This is a genomic window from Streptomyces sp. NRRL S-31, from assembly GCF_000718775.1.
GTDB lineage: Bacteria > Actinomycetota > Actinomycetes > Streptomycetales > Streptomycetaceae > Streptomyces.
The window spans coordinates 22,394-48,927 of the sequence record NZ_JOCB01000059.1; the positions used below are offsets into that span (position 1 = coordinate 22,394).

23 protein-coding genes and 1 pseudogene are annotated in these 26,534 nt (G+C 74.2%); 12 read left to right on the forward strand and 12 right to left on the reverse strand.

All coding sequences use genetic code 11. From position 1 onward, the window contains the following. Positions 1 to 12 precede the first annotated feature (12 nt). Positions 13 to 2,061 (forward strand): phosphocholine-specific phospholipase C, encoded by a 2,049-nt coding sequence (locus tag IF37_RS0122785; protein WP_030745408.1) that lies wholly within the window; start codon positions 13 to 15, stop codon positions 2,059 to 2,061. Between the two features lie 66 nt (positions 2,062 to 2,127). Further along, on the forward strand, positions 2,128 to 2,964 hold the full coding sequence (locus IF37_RS0122790) for a phospholipid scramblase-related protein (RefSeq protein WP_030745411.1): 837 nt from the start codon (positions 2,128 to 2,130) through the stop codon (positions 2,962 to 2,964). A 72-nt stretch (positions 2,965 to 3,036) separates the two neighbouring features. On the opposite strand, the gene IF37_RS0122795 is transcribed toward IF37_RS0122790, so the two are convergent. After that, positions 3,037 to 4,053 carry a hypothetical protein gene (locus tag IF37_RS0122795; RefSeq protein ID WP_030745414.1) on the reverse strand — a complete coding sequence of 339 codons (1,017 nt, stop codon included), beginning with the start codon at positions 4,051 to 4,053 and terminating at the stop codon, positions 3,037 to 3,039. Beyond that, on the reverse strand, positions 4,050 to 4,850 hold the full coding sequence (locus IF37_RS0122800) for a phosphatase PAP2 family protein (protein WP_030745417.1): 801 nt from the start codon (positions 4,848 to 4,850) through the stop codon (positions 4,050 to 4,052). The genes IF37_RS0122795 and IF37_RS0122800 overlap by 4 nt, the downstream gene beginning before the upstream one ends. Positions 4,851 to 5,052: 202 nt before the next feature. Between IF37_RS0122800 and IF37_RS0122805 the strand changes: the two genes are divergently transcribed. After that, complete coding sequence (locus tag IF37_RS0122805; RefSeq protein WP_030745420.1) at positions 5,053 to 5,667, forward strand: TetR/AcrR family transcriptional regulator; 615 nt, start codon at positions 5,053 to 5,055, stop codon at positions 5,665 to 5,667. Between the two features lie 137 nt (positions 5,668 to 5,804). On the opposite strand, the gene IF37_RS0122810 is transcribed toward IF37_RS0122805, so the two are convergent. After that, positions 5,805 to 6,845: a DUF2510 domain-containing protein gene (locus IF37_RS0122810; RefSeq protein ID WP_030745422.1), complete on the reverse strand. Its 1,041-nt coding sequence runs from the start codon at positions 6,843 to 6,845 to the stop codon at positions 5,805 to 5,807. A 338-nt stretch (positions 6,846 to 7,183) separates the two neighbouring features. Here IF37_RS0122810 and IF37_RS0122815 point away from each other — a divergent pair, with 338 nt between their 5' ends. Then, complete coding sequence (locus IF37_RS0122815; RefSeq protein ID WP_030745425.1) at positions 7,184 to 9,865, forward strand: AAA family ATPase; 2,682 nt, start codon at positions 7,184 to 7,186, stop codon at positions 9,863 to 9,865. A gap of 208 nt (positions 9,866 to 10,073) precedes the next feature. Beyond that, a complete protein-coding gene (locus IF37_RS0122820; RefSeq protein WP_030745428.1) occupies positions 10,074 to 11,264 on the forward strand; it encodes a zinc-dependent alcohol dehydrogenase in 1,191 nt (396 codons plus the stop codon). 47 nt (positions 11,265 to 11,311) lie between these two features. Here the strand turns inward: IF37_RS0122820 and IF37_RS0122825 are convergent, their stop codons facing one another. Then, entirely contained in the window at positions 11,312 to 12,388 is a 1,077-nt protein-coding gene (locus IF37_RS0122825) for an ATP-dependent DNA ligase (protein WP_030745431.1), read from the reverse strand. A gap of 73 nt (positions 12,389 to 12,461) precedes the next feature. Between IF37_RS0122825 and ligD the strand changes: the two genes are divergently transcribed. Together ligD and IF37_RS0122835 are read left to right on the forward strand one after the other, a co-directional pair. Then, positions 12,462 to 13,481, forward strand: a complete 1,020-nt coding sequence (gene ligD / locus IF37_RS0122830; protein WP_030745434.1) for a non-homologous end-joining DNA ligase — start codon at positions 12,462 to 12,464, stop codon at positions 13,479 to 13,481. A gap of 257 nt (positions 13,482 to 13,738) precedes the next feature. Further along, positions 13,739 to 14,842: a LacI family DNA-binding transcriptional regulator gene (locus IF37_RS0122835; RefSeq protein WP_030745437.1), complete on the forward strand. Its 1,104-nt coding sequence runs from the start codon at positions 13,739 to 13,741 to the stop codon at positions 14,840 to 14,842. 79 nt (positions 14,843 to 14,921) lie between these two features. Here IF37_RS0122835 and IF37_RS0122840 read toward each other — a convergent pair whose 3' ends face one another. Further along, positions 14,922 to 15,713 (reverse strand): VOC family protein, encoded by a 792-nt coding sequence (locus IF37_RS0122840; RefSeq protein ID WP_030745440.1) that lies wholly within the window; start codon positions 15,711 to 15,713, stop codon positions 14,922 to 14,924. Between the two features lie 268 nt (positions 15,714 to 15,981). Here IF37_RS0122840 and IF37_RS0122845 point away from each other — a divergent pair, with 268 nt between their 5' ends. Continuing rightward, complete coding sequence (locus IF37_RS0122845) at positions 15,982 to 16,227, forward strand: WhiB family transcriptional regulator (RefSeq protein ID WP_030745443.1); 246 nt, start codon at positions 15,982 to 15,984, stop codon at positions 16,225 to 16,227. Positions 16,228 to 16,265: 38 nt separating this feature from the next. On the opposite strand, the gene IF37_RS0122850 is transcribed toward IF37_RS0122845, so the two are convergent. The 4 genes and pseudogenes from IF37_RS0122850 to IF37_RS0122865 form a co-directional block, all read right to left on the reverse strand. After that, positions 16,266 to 17,240 (reverse strand): acyl-ACP desaturase, encoded by a 975-nt coding sequence (locus IF37_RS0122850; protein ID WP_030745446.1) that lies wholly within the window; start codon positions 17,238 to 17,240, stop codon positions 16,266 to 16,268. 221 nt (positions 17,241 to 17,461) lie between these two features. Continuing rightward, positions 17,462 to 18,238, reverse strand: a complete 777-nt coding sequence (gene ddaH / locus IF37_RS0122855; protein ID WP_030745449.1) for a dimethylargininase — start codon at positions 18,236 to 18,238, stop codon at positions 17,462 to 17,464. A gap of 186 nt (positions 18,239 to 18,424) precedes the next feature. Further along, positions 18,425 to 20,052, reverse strand: a pseudogene (locus IF37_RS39605) (ABC-F family ATP-binding cassette domain-containing protein). A gap of 292 nt (positions 20,053 to 20,344) precedes the next feature. Beyond that, positions 20,345 to 20,761 carry an SsgA family sporulation/cell division regulator gene (locus tag IF37_RS0122865; RefSeq protein WP_030745452.1) on the reverse strand — a complete coding sequence of 139 codons (417 nt, stop codon included), beginning with the start codon at positions 20,759 to 20,761 and terminating at the stop codon, positions 20,345 to 20,347. A gap of 284 nt (positions 20,762 to 21,045) precedes the next feature. Here IF37_RS0122865 and IF37_RS0122875 point away from each other — a divergent pair, with 284 nt between their 5' ends. Next, positions 21,046 to 22,176: a hypothetical protein gene (locus IF37_RS0122875; RefSeq protein WP_030745456.1), complete on the forward strand. Its 1,131-nt coding sequence runs from the start codon at positions 21,046 to 21,048 to the stop codon at positions 22,174 to 22,176. Between the two features lie 74 nt (positions 22,177 to 22,250). Next, the gene (locus IF37_RS0122880; RefSeq protein WP_030745458.1) at positions 22,251 to 22,589 is read left to right on the forward strand and encodes a hypothetical protein; all 339 of its coding nucleotides are present in this window, start codon (positions 22,251 to 22,253) and stop codon (positions 22,587 to 22,589) included. Positions 22,590 to 22,596: 7 nt separating this feature from the next. Here IF37_RS0122880 and IF37_RS0122885 read toward each other — a convergent pair whose 3' ends face one another. After that, on the reverse strand, positions 22,597 to 22,893 hold the full coding sequence (locus IF37_RS0122885) for a YciI family protein (protein ID WP_030745461.1): 297 nt from the start codon (positions 22,891 to 22,893) through the stop codon (positions 22,597 to 22,599). 60 nt (positions 22,894 to 22,953) lie between these two features. On the opposite strand from IF37_RS0122885, the gene IF37_RS0122890 reads away from it, so the two are divergent. Continuing rightward, complete coding sequence (locus tag IF37_RS0122890; protein ID WP_030745466.1) at positions 22,954 to 23,712, forward strand: endonuclease V; 759 nt, start codon at positions 22,954 to 22,956, stop codon at positions 23,710 to 23,712. Here IF37_RS0122890 and IF37_RS0122895 read toward each other — a convergent pair. Both IF37_RS0122895 and IF37_RS0122900 read right to left on the reverse strand, forming a co-directional pair. After that, the gene (locus IF37_RS0122895; RefSeq protein WP_030745471.1) at positions 23,661 to 23,849 is read right to left on the reverse strand and encodes a hypothetical protein; all 189 of its coding nucleotides are present in this window, start codon (positions 23,847 to 23,849) and stop codon (positions 23,661 to 23,663) included. The genes IF37_RS0122890 and IF37_RS0122895 overlap by 52 nt on opposite strands. Before the next feature lie 75 nt (positions 23,850 to 23,924). After that, positions 23,925 to 25,103 (reverse strand): trans-acting enoyl reductase family protein, encoded by a 1,179-nt coding sequence (locus IF37_RS0122900; protein WP_030745474.1) that lies wholly within the window; start codon positions 25,101 to 25,103, stop codon positions 23,925 to 23,927. Between the two features lie 321 nt (positions 25,104 to 25,424). On the opposite strand from IF37_RS0122900, the gene IF37_RS0122905 reads away from it, so the two are divergent. Continuing rightward, on the forward strand, positions 25,425 to 26,534 hold a 1,110-nt coding region (locus tag IF37_RS0122905), incomplete at its 3' end, for a CaiB/BaiF CoA-transferase family protein (RefSeq protein ID WP_052845305.1).

The window sequence follows — 26,534 nt, forward strand, 5'->3', positions numbered from 1 at the left end:
GGACCCTCACCCATGTCCGAAGTCAACCGGAGGCGCTTCCTCCAGCTCGCCGGCGCCGGCACGGCGTTCACGGCGCTGGCCGGCAGCATCCAGCGCGCCGCCGCCCTGCCCGCCCACTACCGCACCGGATCGGTCGAGGACGTCGAGCACATCGTCGTCCTGATGCAGGAGAACCGTTCCTTCGACCACTACTTCGGCTCGCTCCGAGGAGTCCGCGGCTTCGGCGACCCCCGCTCGGTCACCCAGAACGGCCGGTCCGTCTGGAAGCAGTCCGACGGCACGAAGGACATCCTGCCCTTCCACCCGGACGCCGACGACCTGGGACTGGCCTTCCTCCAGGACCTGCCGCACGGCTGGAGCGACACGCACACCGCCTTCAACAACGGCAAGTACGACAAGTGGGTGCCCGCCAAGGGCTCGACGACGATGGCGTACCTGACGCGCGACGACATCCCCTTCCACTACGCCCTCGCGGACGCCTTCACCGTCTGCGACGCCTACCACTGCTCCTTCATGGGCTCCACCGACCCCAACCGCTACTACATGTGGACGGGGTACGTCGGCAACGACGGCACGGGCGGCGGCCCGGTCCTCGGCAACGACGAGAAGGGCTACGGCTGGACGACCTACCCCGAGCGCCTGGAGCGGGCCGGGATCTCCTGGAAGATCTACCAGGACGTCGGCGACGGCCTGGACGCGAACGGCTCCTGGGGCTGGATCAACGACGCCTACCGCGGCAACTACGGTGACAACTCGCTGCTCTACTTCAACCGGTACCGCGACGCGGTGCCCGGCGACCCGCTGTACGACAAGGCCCGCACCGGCACCGACGCCCGCAAGGGCGAGGGCTTCTTCGACCAGCTGAAGGCGGACGTCAAGGCGCGCAGGCTGCCGCAGGTCTCCTGGATCGTCGCCCCCGAGGCGTTCACCGAGCATCCCAACTGGCCCGCCAATTACGGCGCCTGGTACGTCTCCCAGGTGCTGGACGCGCTCACCGCCGACCCCGATGTGTGGGGCAGGACCGCGCTGTTCATCACCTACGACGAGAACGACGGCTTCTTCGACCACCTCATCCCGCCCTATCCGCCGGCCTCCGCCGCCCAGGGCAGGTCGACGGTCGACCCGGCGCCGGACCTGTTCAAGGGCGACAGCGGCCATGCCGCCGGCCCCTACGGGCTCGGCCAGCGGGTGCCGATGCTGGTCGTCTCGCCGTGGAGCAAGGGCGGCTACGTCTGCTCCGAGACCTTCGACCACACCTCGATCATCCGGTTCGTCGAGCGCCGCTTCGGCGTCCGGGAGCCCAACATCTCGCCCTGGCGCCGCGCCATATGCGGCGACCTGACCAGCGCCTTCGACTTCTCCCGCAAGGACACCGCGCGGGTGGTGCTGCCCGCCACGACCGGTTACCGGCCGCCGGACCGCGTCCGGCACCCGGACTACGTGCCGAAGCCGCCCGCCCAGGGGACCCTGCCGCGGCAGGAGCCGGGCAGCAGGCCCACCCGCCCGCTGAAGTACGCCCCGGTGGTCGACGGCGCGGCGGACACCGCGGCCGGCAAGTTCACGCTCACGTTCGCCTCGGGGGCGCACGCGGGCGCGGCCTTCCTCGTCACGTCCGACCGCCGTACCGACGGCCCCTGGACCTACACCACGGAGGCCGGCAAGACGCTCTCGGACACCTGGAACTCGGTGTACTCCGGCGGTGACTACGACCTCGCCGTGCACGGGCCCAACGGCTTCCTGCGCGTCTTCAAGGGCCGCAACAAGGTCGCCGGACCCGAGGTCACCGCCCGGCACAAGGGCGACGACCTGGAGCTGACCCTCACCAACCAGGGCTCCGGCACGGTGCGGCTGAAGCTGGTCGACGGCTACGGCGGCGGCCCGGTCACGGTGACCGTGCGGCCGGGCGCGACGGTGCGGCGGACGGTCGGCCTCGCGGCGAGCGGGCGCTGGTACGACCTGACGGTCACCTCCGACGCCGACCCGGCCTTCCTGCGCGGCTTCGCCGGGCACGTGGAGAACGGGCTGCCCGGCGTCAGCGACCCGGCGATCGCCACGGGGTGAACGGGCGATGAGTGCCGTTCCGTGCGGACTGGTCAGGTACCGGTCACATCAAGGTAGTGTGCCCCGGTGACCACGCAATCGAACACTCCCGCTGGCTGGTACCCGGATCCGCACGGGGCGACGCAGACGCTCCGCTACTGGGACGGCACGCAGTGGACCGAGCACACCAACCCGGCCCAGCAGGCCGCCGGGCAGGTTCCGCCGCAGCAGCAGGCCGCCTTCCCGCAGCAGCAGGCCGCCGATCCCAGGGTGGAGCGGCAGGTGCAGCAGCAGGCCGGCGTCGCGGCCGGCGGCCCCGGCGGCGGCACCCTCTTCACCGAGCCCGTGCTCGTCGTGAACCAGAAGGCCAAGCTGATCGAGCTGACCAACGAGTACAAGGTCATGGATCAGAGCGGCCGGGAGATCGGTTCGGTCACGCAGGTCGGGCAGGGCGTGCTCCGCAAGATCCTGCGCTTCGTCTCCAGCCTGGACCAGTTCCTCACCCACAAGCTGGAGATCCGCGACGCGCACGGCCGGCCTCAGCTGCTGCTGACCCGGCCGGCGAAGATCTTCAAGTCCCGGGTGATCGTGACCCGCCCGGACGGCTCGCCGGTCGGCGAGATCGTCCAGAAGAACATGATCGGCAAGATCAACTTCGCGATGACCGTCAACGGCCAGCAGGTCGGCGCGATCAAGGCGGAGAACTGGCGGGCCTGGAACTTCGCGATCGTCGACCACGCGGACAACGAGGTCGCCCGGATCACCAAGACCTGGGAGGGCCTCGCCAAGACGCTGTTCACGACCGCGGACAACTACGTCCTCCAGATCCACTACCAGCTGCCCGAGCCCCTGCTGAGCCTGGTGGTGGCGACGGCGCTGACCGTGGACACCGCCCTCAAGCAGGACGCCCGCGGCTGGGGCTGACCGGCGCGGGACGGTACGGCGACGGCGGCCGGTGCGCGGACGACTCCGCGCACCGGCCGCCGTCGTGTGCGGTCACAGGGGCGTGAGATGCCGGGGCCGTCGCCTCCGCCACGGCGCCAGCGCCGGTTCGGCCGCCGCCGTCGAGGGCTCCAGGGCCAGGACCGCCGCCACCGGGTGCTCCTCGTGGCCTTGCAGCTCCTTCTGCTCCTCCCGGTCCTCGTGCTCCTCCCGCTCGTCGTGCCTCTCCCGGTCGTCGGCGCGGCCGGTTCCGGGTGCCGCCCGGGTGAGCAGGAGCACGCCCCGGGTGGCGAGCCCCGCGCCGGCCAGGGCCAGCAGCACTCCGCCGGCCCCGCCCTTGAGACCCTGCCCCAGCAGGCAGAGCCCGATCACCGCGGCGGCCACCGGATTGGCGAGGGTGACCACGGCCAGCGGGGCGCCCAGTCCGCCGCGGTAGGCCGTCTGGGACAGCAGCAGCCCGCCCACGGCGAACGCGGCCACGAGCACGGCGACCACGATCACCCCGGTGCCCAGGCCCGGCCCCGAGCGGTGCGTGGCCGCCACGGTCACCGTCTGGGTGAGCGCGGAGCCGACCCCGGAGGCGAAGCCGGACGCGGTCGCGTGCCGGAGCCCCGGCCGGGCACCGGGCCAGGACAGCAGCCCGATCGCGGCGGCGGTCGTCCCCGCGACCGCCAGCGCCTCGGGCAGCGACAGCACCCGGGCGGGCGCCGGACCGGAGGCGCTGACCAGCAGCGCCGCCAGCCCCAGCAGCGTGAGCGCCGTACCGCGCCACTCCGCCGTGCTGACCCGCCGGCCGGCCGCCCGCGCGCCCAGCGGCACGGCCGCCACCAGGGTGAGCGCGCCGAGCGGCTGGACGACGGTGAGCGGGCCGTACTTCAGGGCGACGACGTGCAGCAGCGCGGCGGCGGCGTTCAGCCCCACCGCCGCCCACCAGGCACCGGTGCCCAGCAGCCGCAGCAGGCCGGTGCCGGCACCACGCGCGGCCAGGCGTTCCTGGGCGACGGCGGCCAGCGCGTAGGCGACGGCCGACACGAGGGACAGGCCGAGGGCGGCCAGGGCGGCGGCGCTCATCGGCCGGCTCCCGCCAGGACGGGCTCGCGCGGACGCGGCAGGCTCGTGCCGAGCCCTGCGGTGGTGGCGGTGCGGCGCGGCGGATGGATGACGGCGAGGGCGAGACCCAGCATGACCGTGGCCACGACCGCGTCGAGCCAGTAGTGGTTGGCCGTGCCCACGATCACCAGCAGGGTGACCAGCGGGTGCAGCAGCCACAGCGCGCGCCAGCGCGACCGGGTCGCGGCGATCAGGCCGACCGCCACCATCAGCGCCCAGCCGAAGTGCAGCGAGGGCATCGCGGCGAACTGGTTGGAGAGGTGGTCGCTGGACGGCGGGCCGTACACGGACGGGCCGTAGACGCGAGCGGTGTCCAGCAGACCGGTCCCGGTCAGCATCCGCGGCGGGGCCAGCGGGAAGGTGAACGGCAGTACCAGGGCCGCCGTGGTGACCGTCGCCAGGACCCGGCGGGCCCACACGTAGTGCGCGGGCCGGCGCAGGTACAGCCAGACCAGGAAGGCGAGCGTGGCCGGGAAGTGGACGGTCGCGTAGTAGGTGTTCGCCAGGTGGACGACGGTGTCGCCGTGCAGCAGCGCGGACTGTACGGCGTTCTCGTGGGGCAGGTGGGCGGCCCGCTCCAGGTGCCACACGCGGCGGGCGTTGCGGAAGGCGTCACCGGTGTGACCGGTGGCCAACCGGCGGCCGGCTTTGTAGACCAGGAAGAGCCCGGCGACCAGCAGGAACTCACGTATCAGAGGCGGGCGTGCCGGTGCTGCCGGCTCCGCTTCCGCCTCCGCAGGCTCGGTTCGGGCATTCATCCCCCGGCCCCTTCGCTGACGGTGGTGCGTGTGGTGGTGCGTCGTGTGGCGCGGTGCTGTGAGTCCCGGTGTCGGACCGCGGCTCATCGATACGTTGTCGTACCGATACGTCAGTGTACCGATACGGTTGAGTACCGGTACACTTGCGTATCGATTGATGTGCGCCACACTGGACACAGGCACGAGTGAGGGGAAGCACCGCATGACGTCGCAGGCCGCGGAGGGACCGGAGACGGTCGTCGCCTCGCGCCGCTCCAAGATCACGCCGGAGCGTGAGCGGGAGTTCTTCGACGCGGTGCTGGAACAGATCCGCGAGTGCGGCTACGACTCCGTCACCATGGAGGGCGTCGCCGCCAGCACGCGGTGCAGCAAGTCCACGCTCTACCGGCAGTGGAAGACCAAGCCGCAGTTCGTCGCGGCGGCACTGCGCGCCAGCCGCCGGGTGCGGTTCGCCGGCATCGACACCGGATCGCTCGCCGAGGATCTGCGCCAGGCCGCCCGGGCCGCCGGAGACTGGTCCGGCAAGGACACCCGACTGCTCCAGGCGCTGGGGCACGCGGTCACCTCGGACCAGGAACTGGCCCGGGCGCTGCGCGAGGCGCTGGTCCACCCGGAGATCGCCGCGCTGGAGGAGATGCTGGCCCGGGGCGTCGCCCGGGGCGAGGTGCGCGCGGATCACCCCGCGCTGGAGTACGTCCCCGCCATGATGTTCGGCGTCCTGCGCGTACGGCCGGTGCTCAACGGCCAGTACGCCGACGGCGACTACCTCGTCCGCTTCGTGGAGGCCGCCGTGCTGCCCGCGCTCGGGCTGAGCTGAGACCCAGGCCGCCGTTCACGGGATGACTGAACGGCGACCTGTCCGCGCCGCACCGTGGGGACGGGGGCGGCGCGCACCCCCGGCCGGGTGGGGTCCTCCTTGAGCGGAGGGGGACCCCACCCGGCCGAACCCTCATCTCAGACGTCCTGGCCGTTCCCGCCGCCGGAGGAGACCTTGATCCCCTTCAGGATGTCGTCGATGACGGACACCTCCTGCCCGACGTCCACGCCGAAGCGTACGACCACGATCTGCTTCGGATCGTTGGGCGAGGGGAAGGCGACCGACTCGACGTAGCCGTCGGCGCCCTTGCTGGTGACCGCCTTCCAGCGCACCAGGTAGCCCTTCTGCCCGGCCACCGTGACCGCCTCGGAGGCCAGCACCTCGTGCGAGGTGACGCTGCCGTAGGTGGTGCCGCCGTAGGACTGCTTGGCGTTGGCCGCGATGTCCGCCTTCGCGACCTGCTCGGCCGTGGTCTCCTCGATGCCCAGCGCCACCGCCGGAGCCGTGTAGGCGCCGCCCGCCGTGCACGTCTGGGCCGAGTTGCCCGGGCACTTGTAGGAGTCGTCGGACGTCACCTGGGCGCCGGCGCTGATCGTCTGCCCGGTCCAGCCCCGCGGCACCGGCAGGCTGATCCCGTTGACCGGGTCCGGCACCGAGCCGCCGCCCTGGACCTTCGGCGCCTCGGACGGCCCCGGGGAAGCCCCGCCGGAGCCCCCCGAACCGCCGGAGCCCCCCGAACCGCCGGAACCACCGGAGTCCCCCGGGCCGCCGGGACCGCCGAACGGTCCGCCCCGGCCGCCGTCCCCGCCGCCCGGCCCCTGCCGCGACCCGGCGCGGTCGCCGCTGCCGCCGCCGTCCTTGGCGAGGGCGTACACCCCGACCCCGATGCTCGCCAGTACCGCGGCCGTCACCGCGACGGCTATGCCGGTGCGCAGACCGCGCCGGGACCGGGCCGGCGGCTGGGCGCCGTAGGCCGGGTGGCCCGGGTAACCGCCGTACCCCAAGGGCGGCGCGGACACCGGGCCGGCCGGCTGCGCCGGGGGACCCCACGGGGCGGCCGTGCCGGCGGGACGGGTCTGCTCCGTCCATGCCTTGCCGTCCCACCAGCGCTCGGTGGGCGGACCGTCGTTCGTCTGCCCGGGGTCGGGGTACCACCCGGGGGGAGTCACCTGCGTCATGCCCCCACCGTATGAGGCGACGGTGAAAGCGGGATGAGAGGATCCCCGGCCAACCGTGCGGACCCGGACAATTTCCCCGCGGGAATTTCCACGGCCCGCCCGCGCCGCCCCCGTTCACGTTCCCCGGCGGCTGCCCGCGGGCCGCCCCCGGGGCCCCGGACCGCCGCAACGCGAGCGCCGTCGACGCCTCGCCCGCCGGTCGGGCCGGGGCGGTGGCACCCGCCCGCGTCCACTGTCACCCGGCAGGGCTCCGGCTGCCGTGACCGGCCACCCGAGGCCCCGCCGGACGGCTACGCTCGGTGCCTGTACGTCATTCGGGCGACCCGGGGAGGTAACGGATGACGGAGGGACGGCCACCGGCGGCCGGCTCGGCCCCCCTCTGGGAGCGGGACGCCGAGATAGCCGCCGTCCTACAGGCACTCGACGGCCTGTGCGCCGACCGGTCCTCCGCCGGCGGCCTGCTCGTCTTCCGCGGCGAGGCCGGACTCGGCAAGACCGCGCTGCTGGCCGAGACCCGCCGCATGGCCGAACGCCGCGGCTGCGCCGTCTGGTCCGCGCGCGGCGCCGAGACCCTGAGGTCCGTCCCGTTCCACGTCTTACGGCAGTTGCTCCGGCCCGTGCTGCTGTCCCTGCCGCCCGAGGAGGCCCGCGAGTACCTCGGCGACTGGTACGACATCGCGGGCCCCGCCCTCGGCATAACCGACCCGCGCGGGGACAACGCCGACCCGCAGTACGTCCGCGACGGGCTCGTCGCCGTGGTGCGCAGGCTCGCCCGCCGCGAATGGCCGCTGGTGCTGCTCCTCGACGACGCCCACTGGGCCGACCAGGAGACCCTGCGCTGGCTCGCCGCGTTCGCCGAACGCCTGGACGAGGTGTCCGTCCTCGTCGTGGTCACCAGCAGGCCCGGTGACACGGGCGGGGACGGCGCCCGCCCCCTCGACGCGGTCGCCGCCGCGGGCCACGGCATCGGCAACCTCAGCGCCCTCACCCCGGACGCCACCGCCGGCCTCACCCGCGCCACCCTCGGCCGGCACGCCGACGACGCGTTCTGCCGCGAGGTCTGGGCGGTCACCGCCGGCAACCCCTACGACACCGTCGAGCTGCTCGCCAAGGTGCGGGACAGGGAGATCCAGCCGGTCGAGGCGCGGGCCGGGGAACTGCGCGCGCTCAACCGCACGGCGCGCGGCGGCGGACTGGTCGACCGGCTCCAGGACCTCGGCCTGGAGGCCACCCGGTTCGCCTGGGCCGCCGCCATCCTCGGCACCGGCATCACCGCCGGCATGGTCGCCCGCCTCGCCGCCATGGAGGAGGGCCTCGCCCGGAACTGCGCCGAACTCCTCTGCTCCGCCCGCATCCTCACCCGCCCCGGACCCGGCACCGGCGCCGAACGCGACGGCGACGAGCTGGAGTTCGTCCACCCGCTCATCGCCACCGCCGTCTACGACTCCATCCCGCCCGGCGTGTGCACCGCCATGCACGGCGTCGCCGCGCAGATCATCACCGGGCTGGGCCGCGGCGCCGCCGAGGCCGCACGGCACCTGCTGAAGGTGCACCCGGACGACGACGAGGAACTCGTCGGGCAACTGCGCGAGGCCGCCCGCGAACACCTCGCCGTCGGCGCGCCGGACGCGGCCCGCCGCTGCCTGGAACGCGCCCTGGAGGAGCCGCCCCGGCCCGAGGTGTACGCCCACGTCCTCTACGAGCTGGGCTGCGCCACCCTCCTGACCCACCCCGCCGGCACCATCGACCAGCTCCGGAGCGCGCTCGGCATGCCCGGCCTCGACGGGGACGACCGGGTCGACGCCGTCGTCCGCCTCTCCCAGGCGCTCCTCCACAACGACCAGCTGGAGGAGGCCGTCCGCACGGTCGAGGCCGAGGCCGCCCGGCACGAGGCGGGCCCGGTCCGGCTGCGGTTGCAGGCGTTCCAGTTCATGTGGGAGGGCATCCACGGCGAGACCGTCGCCCCGGCCCGCTCCCGGCGCCTCGCCGAACTCGCGAGCACCTGCACCGGGCGCGACAACGCCGAACGCGCCCTGCTCATCCTGCGCGGCTTCGACGCCATGACCCATGGCGAGAGCGCCGACGCGGTCCTCGAACTGTGCGACCGCGCCCTCGTCAACGGCCGCCTCGCGCCGGGCCTCGGCTGGACCGACACCGAGTGGGGCATGGAGCTGTTGCTGATGCTCGGCAGCGCGTACGCCTGCACCGACCGGCTCGACCGCGCCGAGAGCCTGTTCGCCGAGGCCCGGCGCGTCTACACCTCGGCCGGCTGGCGCGGCGTCCACCTCTCCCTGGCCAACGCCTTCCTCGGACTCGCCTACCGCCGGCAGGGCCGGCTGCGCGACGCCGAGTCGACCCTGCGCGAGGGATTGGCCCTCGCCGAGCGCGTCGGCCGCCGCCTGCCGCTGTACTGGTCGTCCGTCTGCGGATTGGTCGACACCCTGCTGGCCCGCGGACGGGTCGGCGAGGCATGGTCGGTCGCCGAACGATACGGCTTCGCGCCGCCGTACCCGTCCACCATCGTGCTGCCCGACATCCGCTCCGTGCGCGGCCGGCTGCTGCTCGCCGCGGGCCGTACCGGGGAGGGCATCGGCGAACTGGAGGCGGCCGAGAAGACCGCCGTCTCCCGGGGCGGCCACAACCCGGTCCTCGCGCCCTGGTCCGTCGACCTCGCCAAGGCCCTCGCCGGGCCGGACCCCGCCCGTGCCGCCCAGGTCGCGGCCGACGCCCGCCGGCAGGCGGAGCGGTTCGGCACGGACACCGCCATGGGCGAGGCGCTGCGCTGCGCCGCCGCGCTGGAGACGGGGGAGCGCGCGGTGCGGCTCGCCGCCCGGGCCGTCGCCCACCTGGAAGCGTCGCCCTGCCAGTACGAACACGCGGCGGCCCGGGTCGAGTACGGCATCGCCGCCCGCTCGGTCACGGAACTCACCCGGGGCCTGGACCTGGCCCGGGCCTGCGGCGCGGACGGCCTGGCGGACCGGGCCGCGGAGGCGCTGGAGGCGGTGCGGGGACCGCGCTGAGCCGGGACCGGAGCCGTCCGGACCGGGCGGCCCCGTCGGCCCGGGCGCCGGACGCCCGGTGGTTCCCGCGCGGCCCGGTCGGCCCCGGTGTGCCGTCGGCCGGGCCGGCCGTCGATCACGACCGCACGGGTTCGGCGCTGGTCGGCATGGGTACCCGCACGGCACCGCCCACGGGACGCAGCCGTACGCGACCAAGGGAGTACGACTCATGAAGGCAGTCACCTGGCAGGGGAAGCGGGACGTCCGGGTCGAGGAGGTGCCCGACCCGCGGATCGAGGAACCCACCGACGCCGTCATCCGCGTCACGTCCACCGGACTGTGCGGATCCGATCTGCATCTGTACGAGGTGCTCACCCCGTTCATGACCCCGGGTGACATCCTCGGCCACGAGCCCATGGGCATCGTGGAGGAGGTCGGCCCCGAGGTGCCGAACCTCAAGCCCGGCGACCGCGTCGTGGTGCCCTTCCAGATCGCCTGCGGCCACTGCTTCATGTGCGACACCGGGCTGCCCACCCAGTGCGAGACCACCCAGGTCACCGGCGAGGGCATGGGCGCTCCGCTGTTCGGCTACACCCGCCTCTACGGTGCCGTGCCCGGCGGCCAGGCCGAGTATCTGCGGGTCCCGCAGGCACAGTTCGGCCCGATCAAGGTGCCCGAGGGCCCGGCGGACGACCGGTTCGTCTACCTCTCCGACGTGCTGCCCACCGCCTGGCAGGCCGTCGAGTACGCCGCCGTCCCGCCCGGCGGCACGCTCGCCGTCCTCGGGCTCGGCCCGATCGGCGACATGAGCTGCCGCATCGCCAAGGCGCGCGGCGCGGAGCGGGTCTTCGGCGTCGACCTGGTGCCGGAGCGGCTCGCCCGGGCGCAGCGGCGCGGTGTGGAGACCTACGACCTGCGGGCCTTCGACGACGAGAAGGCGCTGGTGCACGCGATCCAGGACCAGACCGGCGGCCGGGGCCCGGATGCCGTGATCGACGCCGTCGGCACCGAGGCCCACGGCAGCCACGTCGCCAAGCTGGTCCAGCAGGCCGCCGCGATCATGCCCCGCAAACTCAGCGGTCCGCTCGCCGAGCGTTTCAGCGTCGACCGCATGGGCGCCCTCTACATGGCCATCGACCTGGTCCGCCGCGGCGGCACCATCTCGCTCAGCGGTGTCTACGGCGGCATGGCCGACCCGATGCCGATGCTCACCCTCTTCGACAAGCAGATCCAGCTCCGCATGGGCCAGGCCAACGTCCGCAGGTGGAGCGAGAAGATCATCCCCTTCCTGACGGACGAGGACCCGCTCGGCGTCGACGACTTCGCCACGCACCGCGTGCCGCTCGCCGAGGCCCCGCACGCCTACGAGATGTTCCAGCACAAGCAGGACGGCGCCATCAAGGTCCTGATGCGGCCGTAGGCGAGGGGAGCGGACGGGAGAGGGATACGGCTCCGCGCGGCCGGGGCTCAGCGGTGGTCCCGCTCGCCTAGGACCTCCGCCAGGTCGTACCGCACCGGCTCCTCCAACTGGGCGTAGGTGCAGCTCTCCGGCGTACGGTCCGGGCGCCAGCGGCGGAAGCGGGCCGTGTGCCGGAAGCGCTGCCCGTTCTCCATGTGGTCGTACGCCACCTCGGCCACCCGCTCCGGCCGCAGCGGCACCCACGACAGGTCCTTCCTGCCGGACCAGCGGCTCGGCGCGCCCGGCAGCCGGGCCGCCTCGTGCGCCGCCTCGTCCGTCCAGGCGGCCCACGGGTGCCCGGAGACGTCGTCCAGGCGCAGCGGCTCCAGCTCCTCCACCAGCTCCGCCCGCCGCTTCATGGTGAAGGCCGCCGACACGCCCACGTGCTGGAGCCGGCCGTGCTCGTCGTACAGCCCCAGCAGCAGCGAGCCCACCACCGGACCGCTCTTGTGGAAGCGGTACCCGGCGACCACGACGTCCGCCGTCCGCTCGTGCTTGATCTTGAACATGGCGCGCTCGTCCTGGACGTAGCGCAGGGTGGGCGGCTTGGCGACGATCCCGTCCAGACCGGCGCCCTCGAACTGCTCGAACCACCGCCGGGCCACCTCGACGTCGGTCGTCGCGGGCGCCAGGTGCACCGGTGGCGTCACGCCCGCGAGGGCCCGGTCCAGCAGGGCGCGGCGATCGGTCAGTTCCGTGTCGAGCAGCGCGTGGTCGTCCAGGGCCAGCAGGTCGAAGGCGACGAAGGACGCCGGGGTCCGCTCGGCCAGCGTCCGCACCCGGGAGGCAGCCGGATGGATCCGCTCGGTCAGCGCGTCGAAGTCCAGCCGGCCGTCGCGCACGATGACGATCTCCCCGTCCAGGACGCACCGCTCGGGCACCCGCTCCCGCAGCGCCTCGACCAGCTCGGGGAAGTACCTGGTCAGCGGCTTCCCGGTGCGGCTGCCCAGCTCGACCTCGGCCCCGTCCCGGAACACGATCGAACGGAAGCCGTCCCACTTCGCCTCGTAGTGCATGCCCGGCGGGATCCTCGCCACCGACTTGGCGAGCATCGGCTTCACGGGCGGCATCACGGGCAGATCCATGCCTCGATTCTGCTCGCACGCATACGGCTTCGCCCGGTGTGCGAGGTGTGCGGGGTACGCCTACGGTGGCCGCATGGGTGATGCGGTGGAACTGGAGGTGGGCGGGCGTACCGTACGGCTGTCCAGCCCGGACAAGGTGTTCTTCCCGGAGCGGGGCTTCACCAAGCTGGACGTCGCCCGCTACTACGCGGACGTCGCCCCCGGCATCCTGCGTGCCCTGCGCGACCGCCCGACCACCCTGGAGCGCCACCCGGACGGCGTCGGCGGCGAGTGGTTCTACCAGAAGCGGGCGCCGAAGGGCATGCCCGACTGGATCCCGACCGCCCACATCACCTTCCCCAGCGGGCGCAGCGCCGACGAGATGTGCCCCACCGAGGAGGCCGCCGTGGTGTGGGCCGCGCAGTACGGCACCCTCACCTTCCACCCTTGGCCGGTCCGCGCCACCGACGTCGACCACCCCGACGAACTCCGCATCGACCTCGACCCGCAAGCAGGCACCGACTACGCCGACGCCGCCCGCGCCGCCGGCGAACTGCGCGCCGTGCTCGACGAGTTCGGCGGTCTGCGCGGCTGGCCGAAGACCTCCGGCGGCCGGGGCCTGCACGTCTTCGTGCCCATCGAGCCGCGCTGGACCTTCACCCAGGTGCGCCGCGCGGCGATCGCGGTCGGCCGGGAGATGGAACGCCGGATGCCCGAGCGGGTGACCATCAAATGGTGGAAGGAGGAACGCGGCGCGCGCATCTTCCTCGACTACAACCAGACCGCCCGGGACCGCACCATCGCCTCCGCCTACTCCGTCCGGCCCCGCCCGCACGCCCCCGTCTCGGCACCGCTGCGCTGGGAGGAGGTCGGCGTCGCCGAGCCCCGCGACTTCGACCTCGCCACCATGCCCGCCCGGTTCGCCGAACTCGGCGACGTGCACGCCGACATGGACGACCACGCCTACTCGCTGGACGCGCTGCTGGAACTGGCCCGCCAGGACGAGCACGACCACGGCCTGGGCGACCTGCCGTACCCACCTGAGTACCCGAAGATGCCCGGCGAACCGAAACGCGTCCAGCCCAGCCGGGCACGCCGCGAAGCGTCGTCCTGACCCCCTCCGGCCGCCGTCCCTCGTCATCCCGGCCATCCCCGCCCCCCGAGTCCGCGGGCGCCCCCGCGCCACTGATCACAGCATGCACCCCGGCACTGACAACGGGCCCCGGCCCACGGCCGATCCACCGCCCGCTCCACCGCCCGACCCACGGCCCGGGCCACCGTCCGGGCCGCCCGGCCCCGGTCCTTCCGGGCACCGGACCGGCCGGTGGCCCGCGGCTATCCTGATCGCCAGCCGCCGACGAGGAGTGCGAAGTGACCGAGGCAGTGTCGCGTCCCACCCTGGAGGCCGTGGCCGCGCGCGCCGGTGTCTCCCGGGCCACCGTCTCCCGGGTGGTCAACGGCGGCGACGGGGTCCGCGAGCCCCTGGCCGAGCGGGTCCGGCGGGCCGTGGACGAGCTGGGCTACGTGCCCAACCAGGCGGCGCGCAGCCTCGTCACCCGGCGCCACGACGCCGTCGCGGTCGTCATCGCCGAGCCGGAGAGCCGGGTCTTCGCCGATCCCTTCTTCGCGCTCCAGCTGCGGGGCATCAGCAAGGAGCTGACCGCCCACGACAACCAGCTGGTGCTGCTGCTCACCGAGGGCCGCGCCGACCACGCGCGCGTGGCCCGGTACCTGGCCGGAGGCCATGTCGACGGCGCGCTGGTCTTCTCGCTGCACCTCGACGACCCGCTGCCCGGCCTCATCCACGAGGCCGGCGTGCCCACCGTGTTCGGCGGACGCCCCGACCGGGGCGCCGCCGACCGGGCCGCCGGCTCCGGGCGGCGCGCGCGGACGGGGGAGGAACGCGGTGTGGCGTACGTCGACTGCGACAACCGGGGCGGGGCGCGCGCGGCGGTACGGCACCTGCTGGACCTCGGCCGCCGGCGGGTCGCACACCTCACCGGGGCACTGGACCAGACGTCCGCGGTGGACCGGCTCGACGGCTACCGGGACGTCATGGCCGACGCCCTGGGTGCGAGCGATCCCCGGCTGGTCGTGGAGAGCGACTTCACCCCGGCCGGCGGCGAACGCGCCATGCGCGAACTCCTCGGCCGCTGCCCGGACGTGGACGCCGTGTTCGCCGCCAACGACCTGACGGCGCTCGGCGCGCTGCGGGTGCTGAGGGAGAGCGGCCGGCGCGTGCCCGAGGACGTGGCCGTGGTCGGCTTCGACGACATGGTGCCGGTCGCCGAGCAGACCGACCCGCCGCTGACGACGGTCCGTCAGGACATCGAGGGCATGGGCCGGCTGATGGCCGGGCTGCTGCTGCGGGGCCTGTCCGACGGCCGGGACGGAAGGCGCCCGACGACCGGCACCCGGGACACGCCGGGGGGCGTGATCCTGCCGACCACCCTGATACGCCGCGCCTCCGCGTGAGCCGTAGCGGCCGTGCGCGGGCCGCCCCGAGCGAGCCCCCCGGTCCCGTCCCGAGGAGCCGGCCCCGGTACCGCTGTGGTCAGTCCTGCGGAGGTTCGCTCGTGATCACCGCGAAGCGGGCCCCGTAGGGGTCGGCGAGCCTGGCCGTGCGGCCCACGCCCTCCACCGTCGTCGCGGGCATCCGCACCGTCGCGCCGAGCCGCTCGGCCCGTTCCACCACGGCGTCGGTGTCCCGCACCTCGAAGTAGGGCAGCCAGTACGGACCGGCCTCCGCCTCGGCGGGCGCGTCGGCCAGCGGCACCATCCCGCCGAACAGCGCGTCGTCCCCGGCACCGGCGGGGTTGACGCCGGTGTACGTCCCGGCCGGGAAGGGCACCGCCGAGGTCTCCAGGCCGAGCACCTTGTGGTAGAAGGCGGCGGCCGCCGCGATGTCCGGCGTGTACAGCTCCACCCAGCACAGCGCCCCCGGCTCGCCCGCCGCCTCCACGCCGGTGGTCCGGCCCGGCTGCCAGATCCCGAACGGCACGCCCGCCTGGTCGGCGAGGATCGCCATGTGGCCCTCGCCCCTCACGTCGAGCGGCTGCGACAGCACCCGCCCGTGGGCCTGTTCGGCGGCCTCTGCGGTGGCCCGGGCGTCCTGGCTGCGGAAGTACACCGTCCAGGCGGGCGGTCCCTGTCCGGGGCCGGTCGGCATACCGCCCGCGACGGTCTTCCCGTCCAACCGGAAGAAGCCGTAACCGTCGGCGTCCGGGCCCGCGGACCTGAACCGCCAGCCGAAGAGGGCGCCGTAGAAGGCGGCGGCACCGTCGAGGTCGGGGCTGCCGACGTCGATCCAGTTGGGGGCGCCGTCCACGAAACGGGTGGTGAGCATCTCGGCCCTCCTCGCAAGGTCCCGTCCTGTGCACTGCCGAGTCTGGCACCCTCCACCGGCACGCGCCGCCGGGCGGGCCGCGACGCGCCGGTCCGCCGGGCGCTCACCCGGGGTGGGCGGACGGGTTCCGGCTGTTTGCGGATCGTTCCGCGCGCCGCCGTGCGCGAACCGGAGCCGGGGGCGCATCATCGGGTCGGCACGGAGCCGGGGGCCCGCCGTTGAGCCGGCGTTGATCGGACGTTTTTCCGCGCGGGGCAGGCTCGTGCCCATGCACTCCGAAACCATCACCCCGGCCGATCACACCTGGCAGGCACAGGCCCTGTGCGCGCAGACCGGTCCGGACTTCTTCTTCCCCGAGCCCGGAAGCTCGGTACGCGACGCCAAGCGCATCTGCGCCATGTGCGAGCTGCGCCCGGCCTGTCTGGACTACGCGCTCGCCAACGACGAGCGGTTCGGTGTCTGGGGCGGCATGTCGGAGAAGGAACGGCTCGCCCTCCGGCGTACCGCCCGCTGACCCGGCCGGACGACCGTCCGGCCGGATCGGCGCGGGCGTCAGCCCGCGGCGCGTGCCGCCATCCGGGCCTTGCGCGCGGCCAGCTTCTCGTCGAACTTCACGGCCTCCGCGTCCAGTCCGCCCATGTACAGGCCGAGTTCCTCCTGGGCCTGGCGCCCCTCGGGGCCGAGGCCGTCGATCTCCAGGACCCGCAGGAAGCGCAGCACCGGCTGGAGCACGTCGTCGTGGTGGATGCGCAGGTTGTAGACCTCGCCGATCGCCATCTGCGCGGCGGCCCGCTCGAAGCCGGGGATGCCGTGGCCGGGCATTCGGAAGTTCACCACGACGTCCCGCACCGCCTGCATGGTGAGGTCGGGGGCGAGCTCGAAGGCGGCCTTCAGCAGGTTGCGGTAGAAGACCATGTGCAGGTTCTCGTCGGTCGCGATGCGGGCCAGCATGCGGTCGCAGACCGGGTCCCCGGACTGGTGGCCGGTGTTGCGGTGGGAGATCCGCGTGGCCAGCTCCTGGAAGGCGACGTAGGCGATCGAGTGCAGCATCGAGTGCCGGTTGTCGGACTCGAAGCCCTCGCTCATGTGGGACATGCGGAAGCGCTCCAGCTGGTCCGGGTCGACCGCGCGCGAGGCGAGCAGGTAGTCGCGCATCACGATGCCGTGCCGGCCCTCCTCGGCCGTCCAGCGGTGCACCCAGGTCCCCCAGGCGCCGTCGCGGCCGAAGAGCGTGGCGATCTCGTGGTGGTAGCTCGGCAGGTTGTCCTCGGTCAGCAGGTTCACCACGAGGGCGATCCGGCCGATCTCCGTCACCTTGGACTGCTCCTTGCCCCAGGGCTCGCCGTCCTCGAACAGGCCGGGGAAGTTGCGGGCGTCGCTCCACGGCACGTACTCGTGCGGCATCCAGTCCTTGGCGACCTTCAGATGCCGGTTCAGCTCCCGCTCGACCACTTCCTCCAGCGCGTACAGCAGCCGCGCGTCGGTCCAGACGGACGGGCTGGACAGGTGGGGGGAGGTGATCGTCACAGGAACTCCAGGGGGACGGCGAACACGGGGGGAGCAAAGGGGGACCGGCGAGCGGTGCCGGAACCTACGTGATCGTAGGCTACGAAGCCGTAGGTTACGAAGCCGTAGGTTAAGGCGACTGTAAAGAACCGCTGATCAGCCCGCCCGTACCGGCTTCCCGCCGGTGTGCCGGACCGCGCGGGGACCCGCGGGTCGCGGCTCGGGGCGAGGGGATCGGCCGGTCAGGCGTACAGCTCCCGCAGGCGCACGGAGAGGCAGGTCACGGAACCCTCCAGTTTCTCGAACTCGCTGATGTCGACCGTCACCACGTCATGGCCGAGGTCGGTCAGCAGCTCCGCCGTCCGCGGGGCGCTCGCCGCCATCAGCAGCCCGCCCCCGCCGAGCAGCACCACGTGCGCGCCGGACTCCTCCGGCACCGGCAGTAAGCCGGGGAACAGCGACGGCCGGTCCACCCGGGGGAGGTGTCCGATCACCGTGCCGTCGGGCAGCGCGGTCACCGCCGACTTCAGGTGCAGCACCCGGCTCACCGCTACGGCGACCACCCGGGCGCCCAGCGGTTCGAAGGCCGCCCGCACCTGCCGCACACCGTCCGCGTCGGTCCGTCCGCCGCGGCCGACGTACACGGTGTCGCCGACCTTGAGGACGTCACCGCCGTCCAGTGTGCCCGGCTCCGTCACCCGGTTGACCGAGCAGCCGAGGCGGGTCACCGCCTCCTGGACACCGGCGGTCTCGGCCCGCCGGGAGACGGCGCCCGGCCGGGTGATCAACGCCACGTTCCGGTACATGACGACGGTGTCCTCGACGAAGACCGCGTCCGGGCAGTCGTCGGCCGGTTCGACCTCGATCGTCTCCCAGCCGTGCGCGCCCAGGGCCGCCACATAGGCATCCCACTGCTCGGCGGCGAGCCCGACGTCGACCTTCTCCCGCGCGATGTGCGTCACCTGGCCGTCGGGGAGGCGGGGACCGGGACGGCGGACGAGGGCCTTCTTGCCGGGCACGAGGGGCCTTTCGCGTCGGTCGCTGGGCTGGTGCGGGGGTGCGGGGGGTGCGGGGGGTGCGGTCCTGCGGTCGTGCGGTGGCCGGCGCCCGGGGGAGGGCGCCGGTCCGTCATCATGCAGGGTGCCCCGGCCCGGGCGGAACCCCGCTCGCCGGACCGTGCCCCTTCCGACGCCCCGCCGGGCCGGTCACACCGCGCCGCCGAGCGCCTCCGGTGTCGTCTCCGTCAGCTCACCCCCCTCCATCAGCAGCCACCGGGTGACCCCGATCGACCTCAGGAACGGCAGGTCGTGGCCGGCGACGAGCAGCGCGCCCCGGTAGGACTCCAGAGCCGTGGTCAGCTGCCGGACGCTCGCCATGTCGAGGTTGTTGGTCGGCTCGTCGAGCAGCAGGAGCTGCGGTGCCGGCTCGGCGAGCATCAGCGCGGCCAGCGCCGCCCGGAAACGCTCGCCGCCCGAGAGGGTGGCCGCCTTCTGGTCGGCCCGGGCACCCCGGAACAGGAAGCGGGCGAGACGGGCCCGGACCCGGTTGGCGGTGGCGCCCGGCGCGAACCGGGCCACGTTCTCGGCGACCGACAGAGCGTCGTCCAGCACGTCCAGCCGCTGGGGCAGGAACCGCAGCGGGACGTGCGCCGTCGCCGTGCCGCCCAGCGGCGCCAGCTCCCCCGCCACGGTCCGCAGCAGCGTCGTCTTGCCGGCGCCGTTGCGGCCGACGAGCGCGATCCGCTCCGGCCCGCGCAGGTCGAGCGTGCCCCGCACGCGCGCGTGGTGGGCCATCTCCAGGTTCTCCAGGGTGAGCACCTGCCGGCCGGGCGGTACGGCCGTGTACGGCAGGTCGACGCGGATCTCGTCGTCGTCCCGTACGGCCTCCGCCGCCTCATCCAGCCGTTCCCTGGCCTCGGCGAGCCGGTCCTCGTGCAGCAGGCGGTGCCTGCCCGCCGACTCCTGGGCGGCGCGCTTGCGCGCGCCCATGACGATCTTCGGCTCACGCTTGGAGTCCCACATCTTCTGGCCGTACCGCTTGCGGCGGGCCAACTTGACCTGGGCGTCGGCCAGTTCCCGCCGCTGCTGCGCACATCGGCCTCCGCGGTGCGCAGCAGCCGCTCGGCCGCCTCCTGCTCGACGGCCAGGGCCGCCTCGTAGGCCGAGAAATTGCCGCCGTACCAGGTGACCTCCCCGGAGCGCAGCTCCGCGATCCGGTCGACCAGGTCGAGCAGCTCCCGGTCGTGGCTGACCACGACCAGGACGCCCGGCCAGGAGGCGATGGCCTGGTGGAGCCGGCGGCGCGCGTACAGGTCGAGGTTGTTGGTGGGTTCGTCCAGCAGCAGGACGTCGGGGCGGCGCAGCAGCAGCGCGGCGAGCCGCAGCAGCACCGACTCGCCGCCGGACAGCTCGCCGGCGGTCCGGTCCAGGCCGATGTGACCGAGGCCGAGTTCGCCGAGGGTGGCCAGGGCGCGCTCCTCGACGTCCCAGTCGTCGCCGACGGTCTCGAAGTGCTCCTCGGCGGTGTCGCCCGCCTCGATGGCGTGCAGGGCGGCCCGCCGTTCGGCGATGCCGAGGGCCTGGTCGACGCGGAGGCGGGTGTCGAGCGTGACGTTCTGCGGGAGCAGGCCGATCTCCCCGGCCGAGCCGACGGCGCCGGCGGTCGGGACGAGTTCCCCGGCCAGCAGCTTGAGCAGGGTGGACTTGCCCGATCCGTTGGCGCCGACGAGGCCGGTCCTGCCGGGTCCGAAGGCGATGTCCAGGCCGTCGAGGACGGTGGTGCCGTCGGCCCAGGTGAAGGAGAGGTGGGTACAGGTGAGGGAAGCTGCTGACATGGGCGCCTCGCGAGGGTGTGGGCGTGCGGTGGACGCGTATCGAGACACCGCGAGGCGGAAACCGGAGGTCCGGGCACGGAGGCGGCCCGAGAAGGGGGCCGGTGCCGAAGGACGGCTCGGACGCCGAGGTCGTACGCCGCGCACACCTCACCGGTGCGACGCGGTGTCCCAGGACCTCAGACGAGCAACGTCCTTCTCCTGTCGACGGCAACAGAACCGCTGCCCACCGTAGGAGCGGGCCGGATGGACTGTCAACGCGTTTACCGCACGCGCCACACGCGCGCCCGAGCGCTCAGCAGGCGTCCCGCATCAGCTCGGCGAGGCCGTCGTCCAGGTCGAGCTGGAGGTGCTCAAGACCGACGGGCACCAGCTCGTTGGCCGCCTCCAGGAACCGCCGTATCTCACCGGAGCGCACATGCACGACGGCGGTGCCCTCCGGGGCGTGGAACTCCAGCACCGTCCGGTCGTAGCCGTACGGCCGCACGCGTACGTCGCCCTGGCCCTCGGGGCCCTGGAGCCCGGCCGTCAGCAGCTCGCGGGAGAAGGTCCAGCACACGTCGACCCCCTCCAGGGTGGCCGGCGCCGGGAACGCCATGCGGACCGCGAACGGGTCGCGCCGGTCGTAGCGCAGCGTGGCGGGAATGCTCGGCATACGCGGTGCGGCGGCGACGAGACGGGCCTCGACGGGCTGCTCGATGACGGTGGACAACACCTTGCTCCCTCGTGACGGCTGGCCTGCGCCTGGGTGTGCGAGCCCCGGCACCTCAAGAGACGACGGAAACGGCCGATGCGTGCACACCCTGATCGAGTGACCTCGGTCACCGCGTTCATGCACGATCACCGCACGGCCGTTCGCGCCCGGCACCGGCCGGCCGGTGCCGGGCGGTGGCGGGCGGTGGCGGGCGGCCCTCTGGACGGGGCCGGGGGACTGGGCTAGCTTCGCCCGCCATGAGGCGCTTGGGGACTACGCGACACAAGGGACGGGCGAGCCGGATGGTGGCGGCGGCGGTGGCGTGCGCGGCGGTGCTGGCCGCGCTCGCGGTCCCGGCGGCCGAGGCCCGGACCCGCACGGGGAACGGCGCCGACCGGGCGGGCGGGGGAGGGGCGGGTGCGCAACAGGTGAGCGCGGCACGGACTCCCGGCCGGGCGGGGACCCACTGGGCCGGGAAGGACACCGGCACCCCGCAGGTCCGGTTCCGCGGCCTCGCGGCCGTCGACCGGCGCACCGCCTGGCTGGCGGGCACCGGCGGCACGGTGCTGCGCTCCACGGACGGCGGCGCGAGCTGGCGGAACGCCTCGCCGCCGGGCGCGGCCGGCCTGGAGTTCCGGGACGTGACGGCGTTCGACGCGCGGCGGGCGGTGGTGCTGGCCATCGGCGAGGGCGAGGCGTCCCGCGTCTACCGCACCGACGACGGCGGTACGACCTGGACGGAGTCCTTCCGCAACACCGACCCGAAGGCGTTCTACGACTGTCTCGCCTTCTTCGACCGCCGCCACGGACTGGCCCTGAGCGATCCGGTGGACGGACGGTTCCGGCTGCTGTCCACCGCCGACGGCGGCCGCTCCTGGCGGGTGCTGCCCGCCGACGGCATGCCGCCCGCCCTGGACGGCGAGGCCGGTTTCGCCGCCAGCGGCCAGTGCCTGGTCACCTCCGGCCCCGACGACGTCTGGCTGGCCACCGGAGGCGGCGCCCGCGCGCGCGTGCTGCACTCCGCCGACCGCGGGCTGACCTGGACGGCCGCCGACACGCCGATCCCGGCGGGCGACCCGGCCAAGGGCGTCTTCGCGCTCGCCTTCCGCGACCGCGCCCACGGCATCGCGGTCGGCGGCGACTACCGCCCCGGGCAGTCCTCGCCCGCGTCGGCCGCGGTGACGGCCGACGGCGGCCGGACCTGGCGGCCCGCCGCCACCCCGCCGCCCGCATACCGCTCCGGCGCCGCCTGGCTCGCGCACAGCCGGGGCGCCGCGCTCGCCGTCGGGCCGACCGGCACCGATCTGACCACCGACGGCGGCCGGACCTGGCGGACGGTCGGCACCGGCTCCTACGACACCGTGGCCTGCGCCCCGGACCGGAGCTGCTGGGCGGCCGGGGAACAGGGCCGGGTGGCCCGGCTGGAACGGTGAGCGGGCGGAACCGGTGTGGTGAGGACCGTCTCGTCGCGGGTACTCGGCTCCCGCCGCAGAGGAAAGGAGCGATCATGCCAGCCGGTTCCAGCCCCAAGCGCGAGCGTCAGTACGAGCACATCAAGGAGAGCGCGCAGGAGCGGGGCGAGAGCGCCGGGCGCGCCAAGGAGATCGCCGCGCGGACGGTGAACAAGGAACGCGCCCGCTCCGGCGAGTCCAAGACCGCCAGCCGCAGCTCGACGCAGGACATGTCGTCCGGCAAGCGCGGCGGTCAGCGGTCGGGCAACCGGGTCGGCCCGCACGGCCCGACCCGCGACCAGCTGTACAACGAGGCCAGGCAGCGCGGCATCGAAGGCCGCTCGAACATGAACAAGGAGCAGCTCCAGCGCGCGCTGGACAGCAAGAAGGGGTGAGGACGGCTCAGCCGAGCGTCTGCCGGTGCCGCGCCAGCTCGGGAGCCGTCTTCGTGGCGACGAACTCGACGACGCGGTAGGAGCACACGCCCGCGGTGACGAACGGGTCGGCCGCGACGATCTCCTCGATCCGCGCGCGGTCCTCCGCGACGGCCAGGATCACCCCGCCGTCGCGGGGGTTCTTGCGTCCGGAGGCCAGGAAGAAGCCCTTCTCGTACTGCTGCTCCAGCCAGGTCACGTGGTCGGGCAGGACGGCGTCCACGGCGTCGAGCGGCGCGGTGTAGGTCAGCTCCAGTACGAACATGATCACGAGCCTACCCCCGTCCGGCCGGCGGCGTCGGGCGGACGCGTACAGTCACCCGGCATGACGATCGTCGGTGTACCCGCGGGCTGGCCCGCGACCGAGGAAGAGGCCCGTGCCGTCCAGGACGAGCTGCGCGGACGCGTGGTGCTGGACGAGCCCGGACCGCCGGTCGGCGAGGGCCGCGTCACCGGGGTCGACGTCGCCTACGACGACGCCCTGGACCTGGTCGCGGCGGCGGCCGTCGTGCTGGACGCCGCCACCCTGGAGGTCGTCGCGGAGGCGACGGCCGTCGGCCGGGTCTCCTTCCCGTACGTGCCCGGCCTTCTCGCCTTCCGGGAGATCCCGGCCGTCCGGGCCGCCCTGGACCGGCTGCCCTGCCCGCCCGGCCTGGTCGTGTGCGACGGCTACGGCCTGGCCCACCCGCGCCGCTTCGGCCTGGCGAGCCACCTGGGGGTTCTCACGGGCCTGCCGACGATCGGCGTCGCCAAGAACCCGTTCACCTTCACGTACGACGAACCCGGCCCGGCGCGGGGCGACTGGGCGCCGCTGCTCGCCGGGACGGAGGAGGTCGGGCGCGCGCTGCGCACCCGGGACGGCGTCAAGCCGGTGTTCGTCTCCGTCGGCCACCGGGTGGGCCCGGCCGCCGCCCTGGCGCACACCCTGGCGCTGACGCCGCGGTTCCGGCTCCCGGAGACCACGCGCCGGGCGGACGCGCTGTGCCGGCGGGCCCTGCGCGAGGCGGCGCGGGGCCCGGCCGGCGGCGCGACTCAGGACTCGACGACGCGCCAGGCGCCGACCTCCCGGTACGCCGAGTCGTAGACGGCCGAGCCGTCGCCCGGTTCCAGGGCGTAGTGGCGCAGGTTGCCGCCCCAGTAGCGCAGGACGCGTTCCAGCTCGCGCACCCGGTCCTGCGCCGTCCCGCCGTCGTCCACGGTCACTTCGAGCACGAACTTCACGTCCGCTCCGCCTCCTCGGGCCGCTCCGTCACGGGTTCCATCGTCTCAGTTCCGGTGGTGCGCGACGGACGCCGGTCAGCGTTCCGCCGCCACCCGGAAGGTGATCCCGGCGGCACGCAGCCGCGCGGTCAGGGCGTCGCCCATCGCCTCGGCCGTGGTGACCTGCCCGGCCGTCGGCGGCAGCTCGTCCGCGGCCAGGCACAGGGCGGCCTCGGCGAACATCTTCGCCGTCTCGTCGTATCCGGGGTCCCCGCCGGAGACCTCGGTGAACACCCGCCGCCCGCCGCCCTCGCCGACGAACCGCACCCGGAACCAGCTCTTCGCCCGCTTCTCCGGGCCCGGTCCGTCGCCCGGCTTGAGCAGGTCCGACAGCCGGCGCCGCACGGGCGGCAGCTGGACGGCGGCCGTCAGCGCGCCGAGGGCGGCCACCCCGCCGAGAGCGACCGGCAGGTGCCGCACGGCCGCGTAGTGCCGGTAGCGGAAGTCCGGGCCGTACCGCTCCAGCGCCCGCGCCGAACGGCGCACGACCCGCGGGTCGATGGTGGGCAGCGGCAGCGCCCACGCGCCCACCTCCGCCGCGTACCGCGGGGCCCCCGCCGGCGCGGTCACCCGGCGGCCCGGCAGCCGGGGCTCGTGCCGGGCCCGGTCCCGCGCCGCCGCCAGCATCCCCCGGCCGCGGGCCAGCTGGTTCAGCGCCGAGGCCAGGGTGCCGCCGGAGAAGGCCGCGTCCACGGTCACGTAGCCGTCCACGGTCAGCGGTACGCCCTCGGGCAGCTGCCGCACCGTGAAGTACGCGCCGAGATCGTGCGGCACCGAGTCGAAGCCGCAGGCGTGCACCAGGCGCGCGCCCGTCTCGCGCGCGCGTGCGTCGTGCCGGACGTACATCAGGTCCACGAACTCCGGCTCCCCGGTGAGGTCCAGGTAGTCGGTGCCGGACTCGGCGCAGGCGGCGACGAGGCCCTCGCCGTGCAGCACGTACGGGCCCACGGTCGTGGCGACCACGCGCGCGTGGTCCGCGAGCACGCGCAGGGTGGCCGGCTCGCGCACGTCGGCGCGCAGGACGCCGATGTCCGCGCCGCCGGGCAGCGTCCCGCACAGCCGCTCCAGCCGCCGTTCGTCGCGGCCGGCGACCGCCCAGCGCAGGCCCCGCGGCGCGTGGTCGGCGAGGTGGCGGGCGGTGAGCGCGCCGACGAAGCCGGTGGCCCCGAAGAGCACGAGGTCGTAGGGACGGTCGGTCCTGCTGGTCCTGCTCATGACACCCCTTGGTCCGTCGCCCGCCGCGCAGCCCGCGCCGCTGTCGGTGGCCGAGGCTAGCGTGAGGAGTGCGCAGTCCGAACACCAGCCCGGAGGCAGCGGTGACCGTGGCCAGGAACGCCCGGAACAAGCGGGAGGAAGCGCACGCGCCCGGACCGGCGGGGCGGCCCGGCACGGGGACCGGTCACCCGACCGGGTGATGACCGGCGCACCGGGCACTTGGCTAAGCGCTTGCTCGTTCAGGTCTTGTGTCCGGTGGAACACGTTCCTAGCATCACCGGTGTTACATCATTGGTGTCACACACGCAGGGGGCTGGTCGCATGACAACGGCAGGGACGCCGCCGGCGGGTGCCGGTCCGCTCTCCGGCGTGCGCGTGGTGGAGCTGGCCGGCATCGGGCCGGGCCCGTTCGCCGCCATGCTCCTGGCCGACCTGGGCGCCGACGTGGTCCGGGTGGACCGCCCGGGCGGACCGGGCCTCGGCCTCGACCCGGCGCACGACGTCACCAACCGCAACAAGCGCTCGGTCGTGGTCGACCTGAAGGCGCCGGACGGCCCCGCGCGCGTCCTGGACCTCGCCGAGCGGGCCGACGTCCTGGTCGAGGGCTACCGCCCCGGCGTCGCCGAACGGCTCGGCGTCGGCCCCGCGGACTGCCACGCCCGCAACCCCCGCCTGGTCTACGGGCGGATGACCGGCTGGGGCCAGGACGGCCCCCTCGCCCAGCGCGCCGGCCATGACGTCGCCTACATCGCGCTCACCGGCACCCTCGGCATGATCGGCCGCCCCGGTGAACCCCCGGCCGTGCCCGCCAACCTCCTCGGGGACTACGCGGGCGGCTCCCTCTACCTGGTCGTCGGCGTCCTCGCCGCGCTGCACCACGCGCGCGCGACCGGCACCGGCCAGGTGGTCGACGCGGCCATCGTGGACGGCACGGCTCACCTGTCCACGATGATCCACGCCATGCTCGCGGCCGGCGGCTGGCAGGACCGGCGCGCCGCCAACCTCCTGGACGGCGGCTGCCCCTACTACGGCACCTACGAGACCGCCGACGGCCGGCACATGGCGGTCGGCGCCCTGGAAGGCAAGTTCTTCGCGGAGTTCCTGCACCTGCTCGGCCTGGACGACCTGGCGCCCGCCCGTACGGACCTCACCCGCTGGGACGAGCTGCGCGAACGGATCGCCACCGCCTTCAAGTCCCGCACCCGGGACGAGTGGACCGCCGTCTTCGAGGGCTCCGACGCCTGCGTCGCGCCCGTGCTGAGCCTGCGCGAGGCACCGGACCACCCGCACCTCGCCGCCCGCGGCACGTTCACCGAGCACGGCGGCATCACCCAGCCCGCCCCCCTGCACACGGTCGGGGCGGCGGCTGCCCCTACGCCGGCCCCTACGGGACCGCCGACGGCCGAGAGCATGGCGTGGATCATCGTGGAC

Coding starts and splice junctions, on each gene's coding strand:
- IF37_RS0122785 (WP_030745408.1), top strand. CDS start 13: ATGTCCGAAGTCAACCGGAGGCGCTTCCTCCAGCTCGCCGGCGCCGGC.
- IF37_RS0122795 (WP_030745414.1), bottom strand. CDS start 4,053: ATGAGCGCCGCCGCCCTGGCCGCCCTCGGCCTGTCCCTCGTGTCGGCC.
- IF37_RS0122800 (WP_030745417.1), bottom strand. CDS start 4,850: ATGAATGCCCGAACCGAGCCTGCGGAGGCGGAAGCGGAGCCGGCAGCA.
- IF37_RS0122805 (WP_030745420.1), top strand. CDS start 5,053: ATGACGTCGCAGGCCGCGGAGGGACCGGAGACGGTCGTCGCCTCGCGC.
- IF37_RS0122810 (WP_030745422.1), bottom strand. CDS start 6,845: ATGACGCAGGTGACTCCCCCCGGGTGGTACCCCGACCCCGGGCAGACG.
- IF37_RS0122815 (WP_030745425.1), top strand. CDS start 7,184: ATGACGGAGGGACGGCCACCGGCGGCCGGCTCGGCCCCCCTCTGGGAG.
- IF37_RS0122820 (WP_030745428.1), top strand. CDS start 10,074: ATGAAGGCAGTCACCTGGCAGGGGAAGCGGGACGTCCGGGTCGAGGAG.
- IF37_RS0122825 (WP_030745431.1), bottom strand. CDS start 12,388: ATGGATCTGCCCGTGATGCCGCCCGTGAAGCCGATGCTCGCCAAGTCG.
- ligD (WP_030745434.1), top strand. CDS start 12,462: ATGGGTGATGCGGTGGAACTGGAGGTGGGCGGGCGTACCGTACGGCTG.
- IF37_RS0122840 (WP_030745440.1), bottom strand. CDS start 15,713: ATGCTCACCACCCGTTTCGTGGACGGCGCCCCCAACTGGATCGACGTC.
- IF37_RS0122845 (WP_030745443.1), top strand. CDS start 15,982: ATGCACTCCGAAACCATCACCCCGGCCGATCACACCTGGCAGGCACAG.
- IF37_RS0122875 (WP_030745456.1), top strand. CDS start 21,046: ATGGTGGCGGCGGCGGTGGCGTGCGCGGCGGTGCTGGCCGCGCTCGCG.
- IF37_RS0122880 (WP_030745458.1), top strand. CDS start 22,251: ATGCCAGCCGGTTCCAGCCCCAAGCGCGAGCGTCAGTACGAGCACATC.
- IF37_RS0122885 (WP_030745461.1), bottom strand. CDS start 22,893: ATGTTCGTACTGGAGCTGACCTACACCGCGCCGCTCGACGCCGTGGAC.
- IF37_RS0122890 (WP_030745466.1), top strand. CDS start 22,954: ATGACGATCGTCGGTGTACCCGCGGGCTGGCCCGCGACCGAGGAAGAG.
- IF37_RS0122900 (WP_030745474.1), bottom strand. CDS start 25,103: ATGAGCAGGACCAGCAGGACCGACCGTCCCTACGACCTCGTGCTCTTC.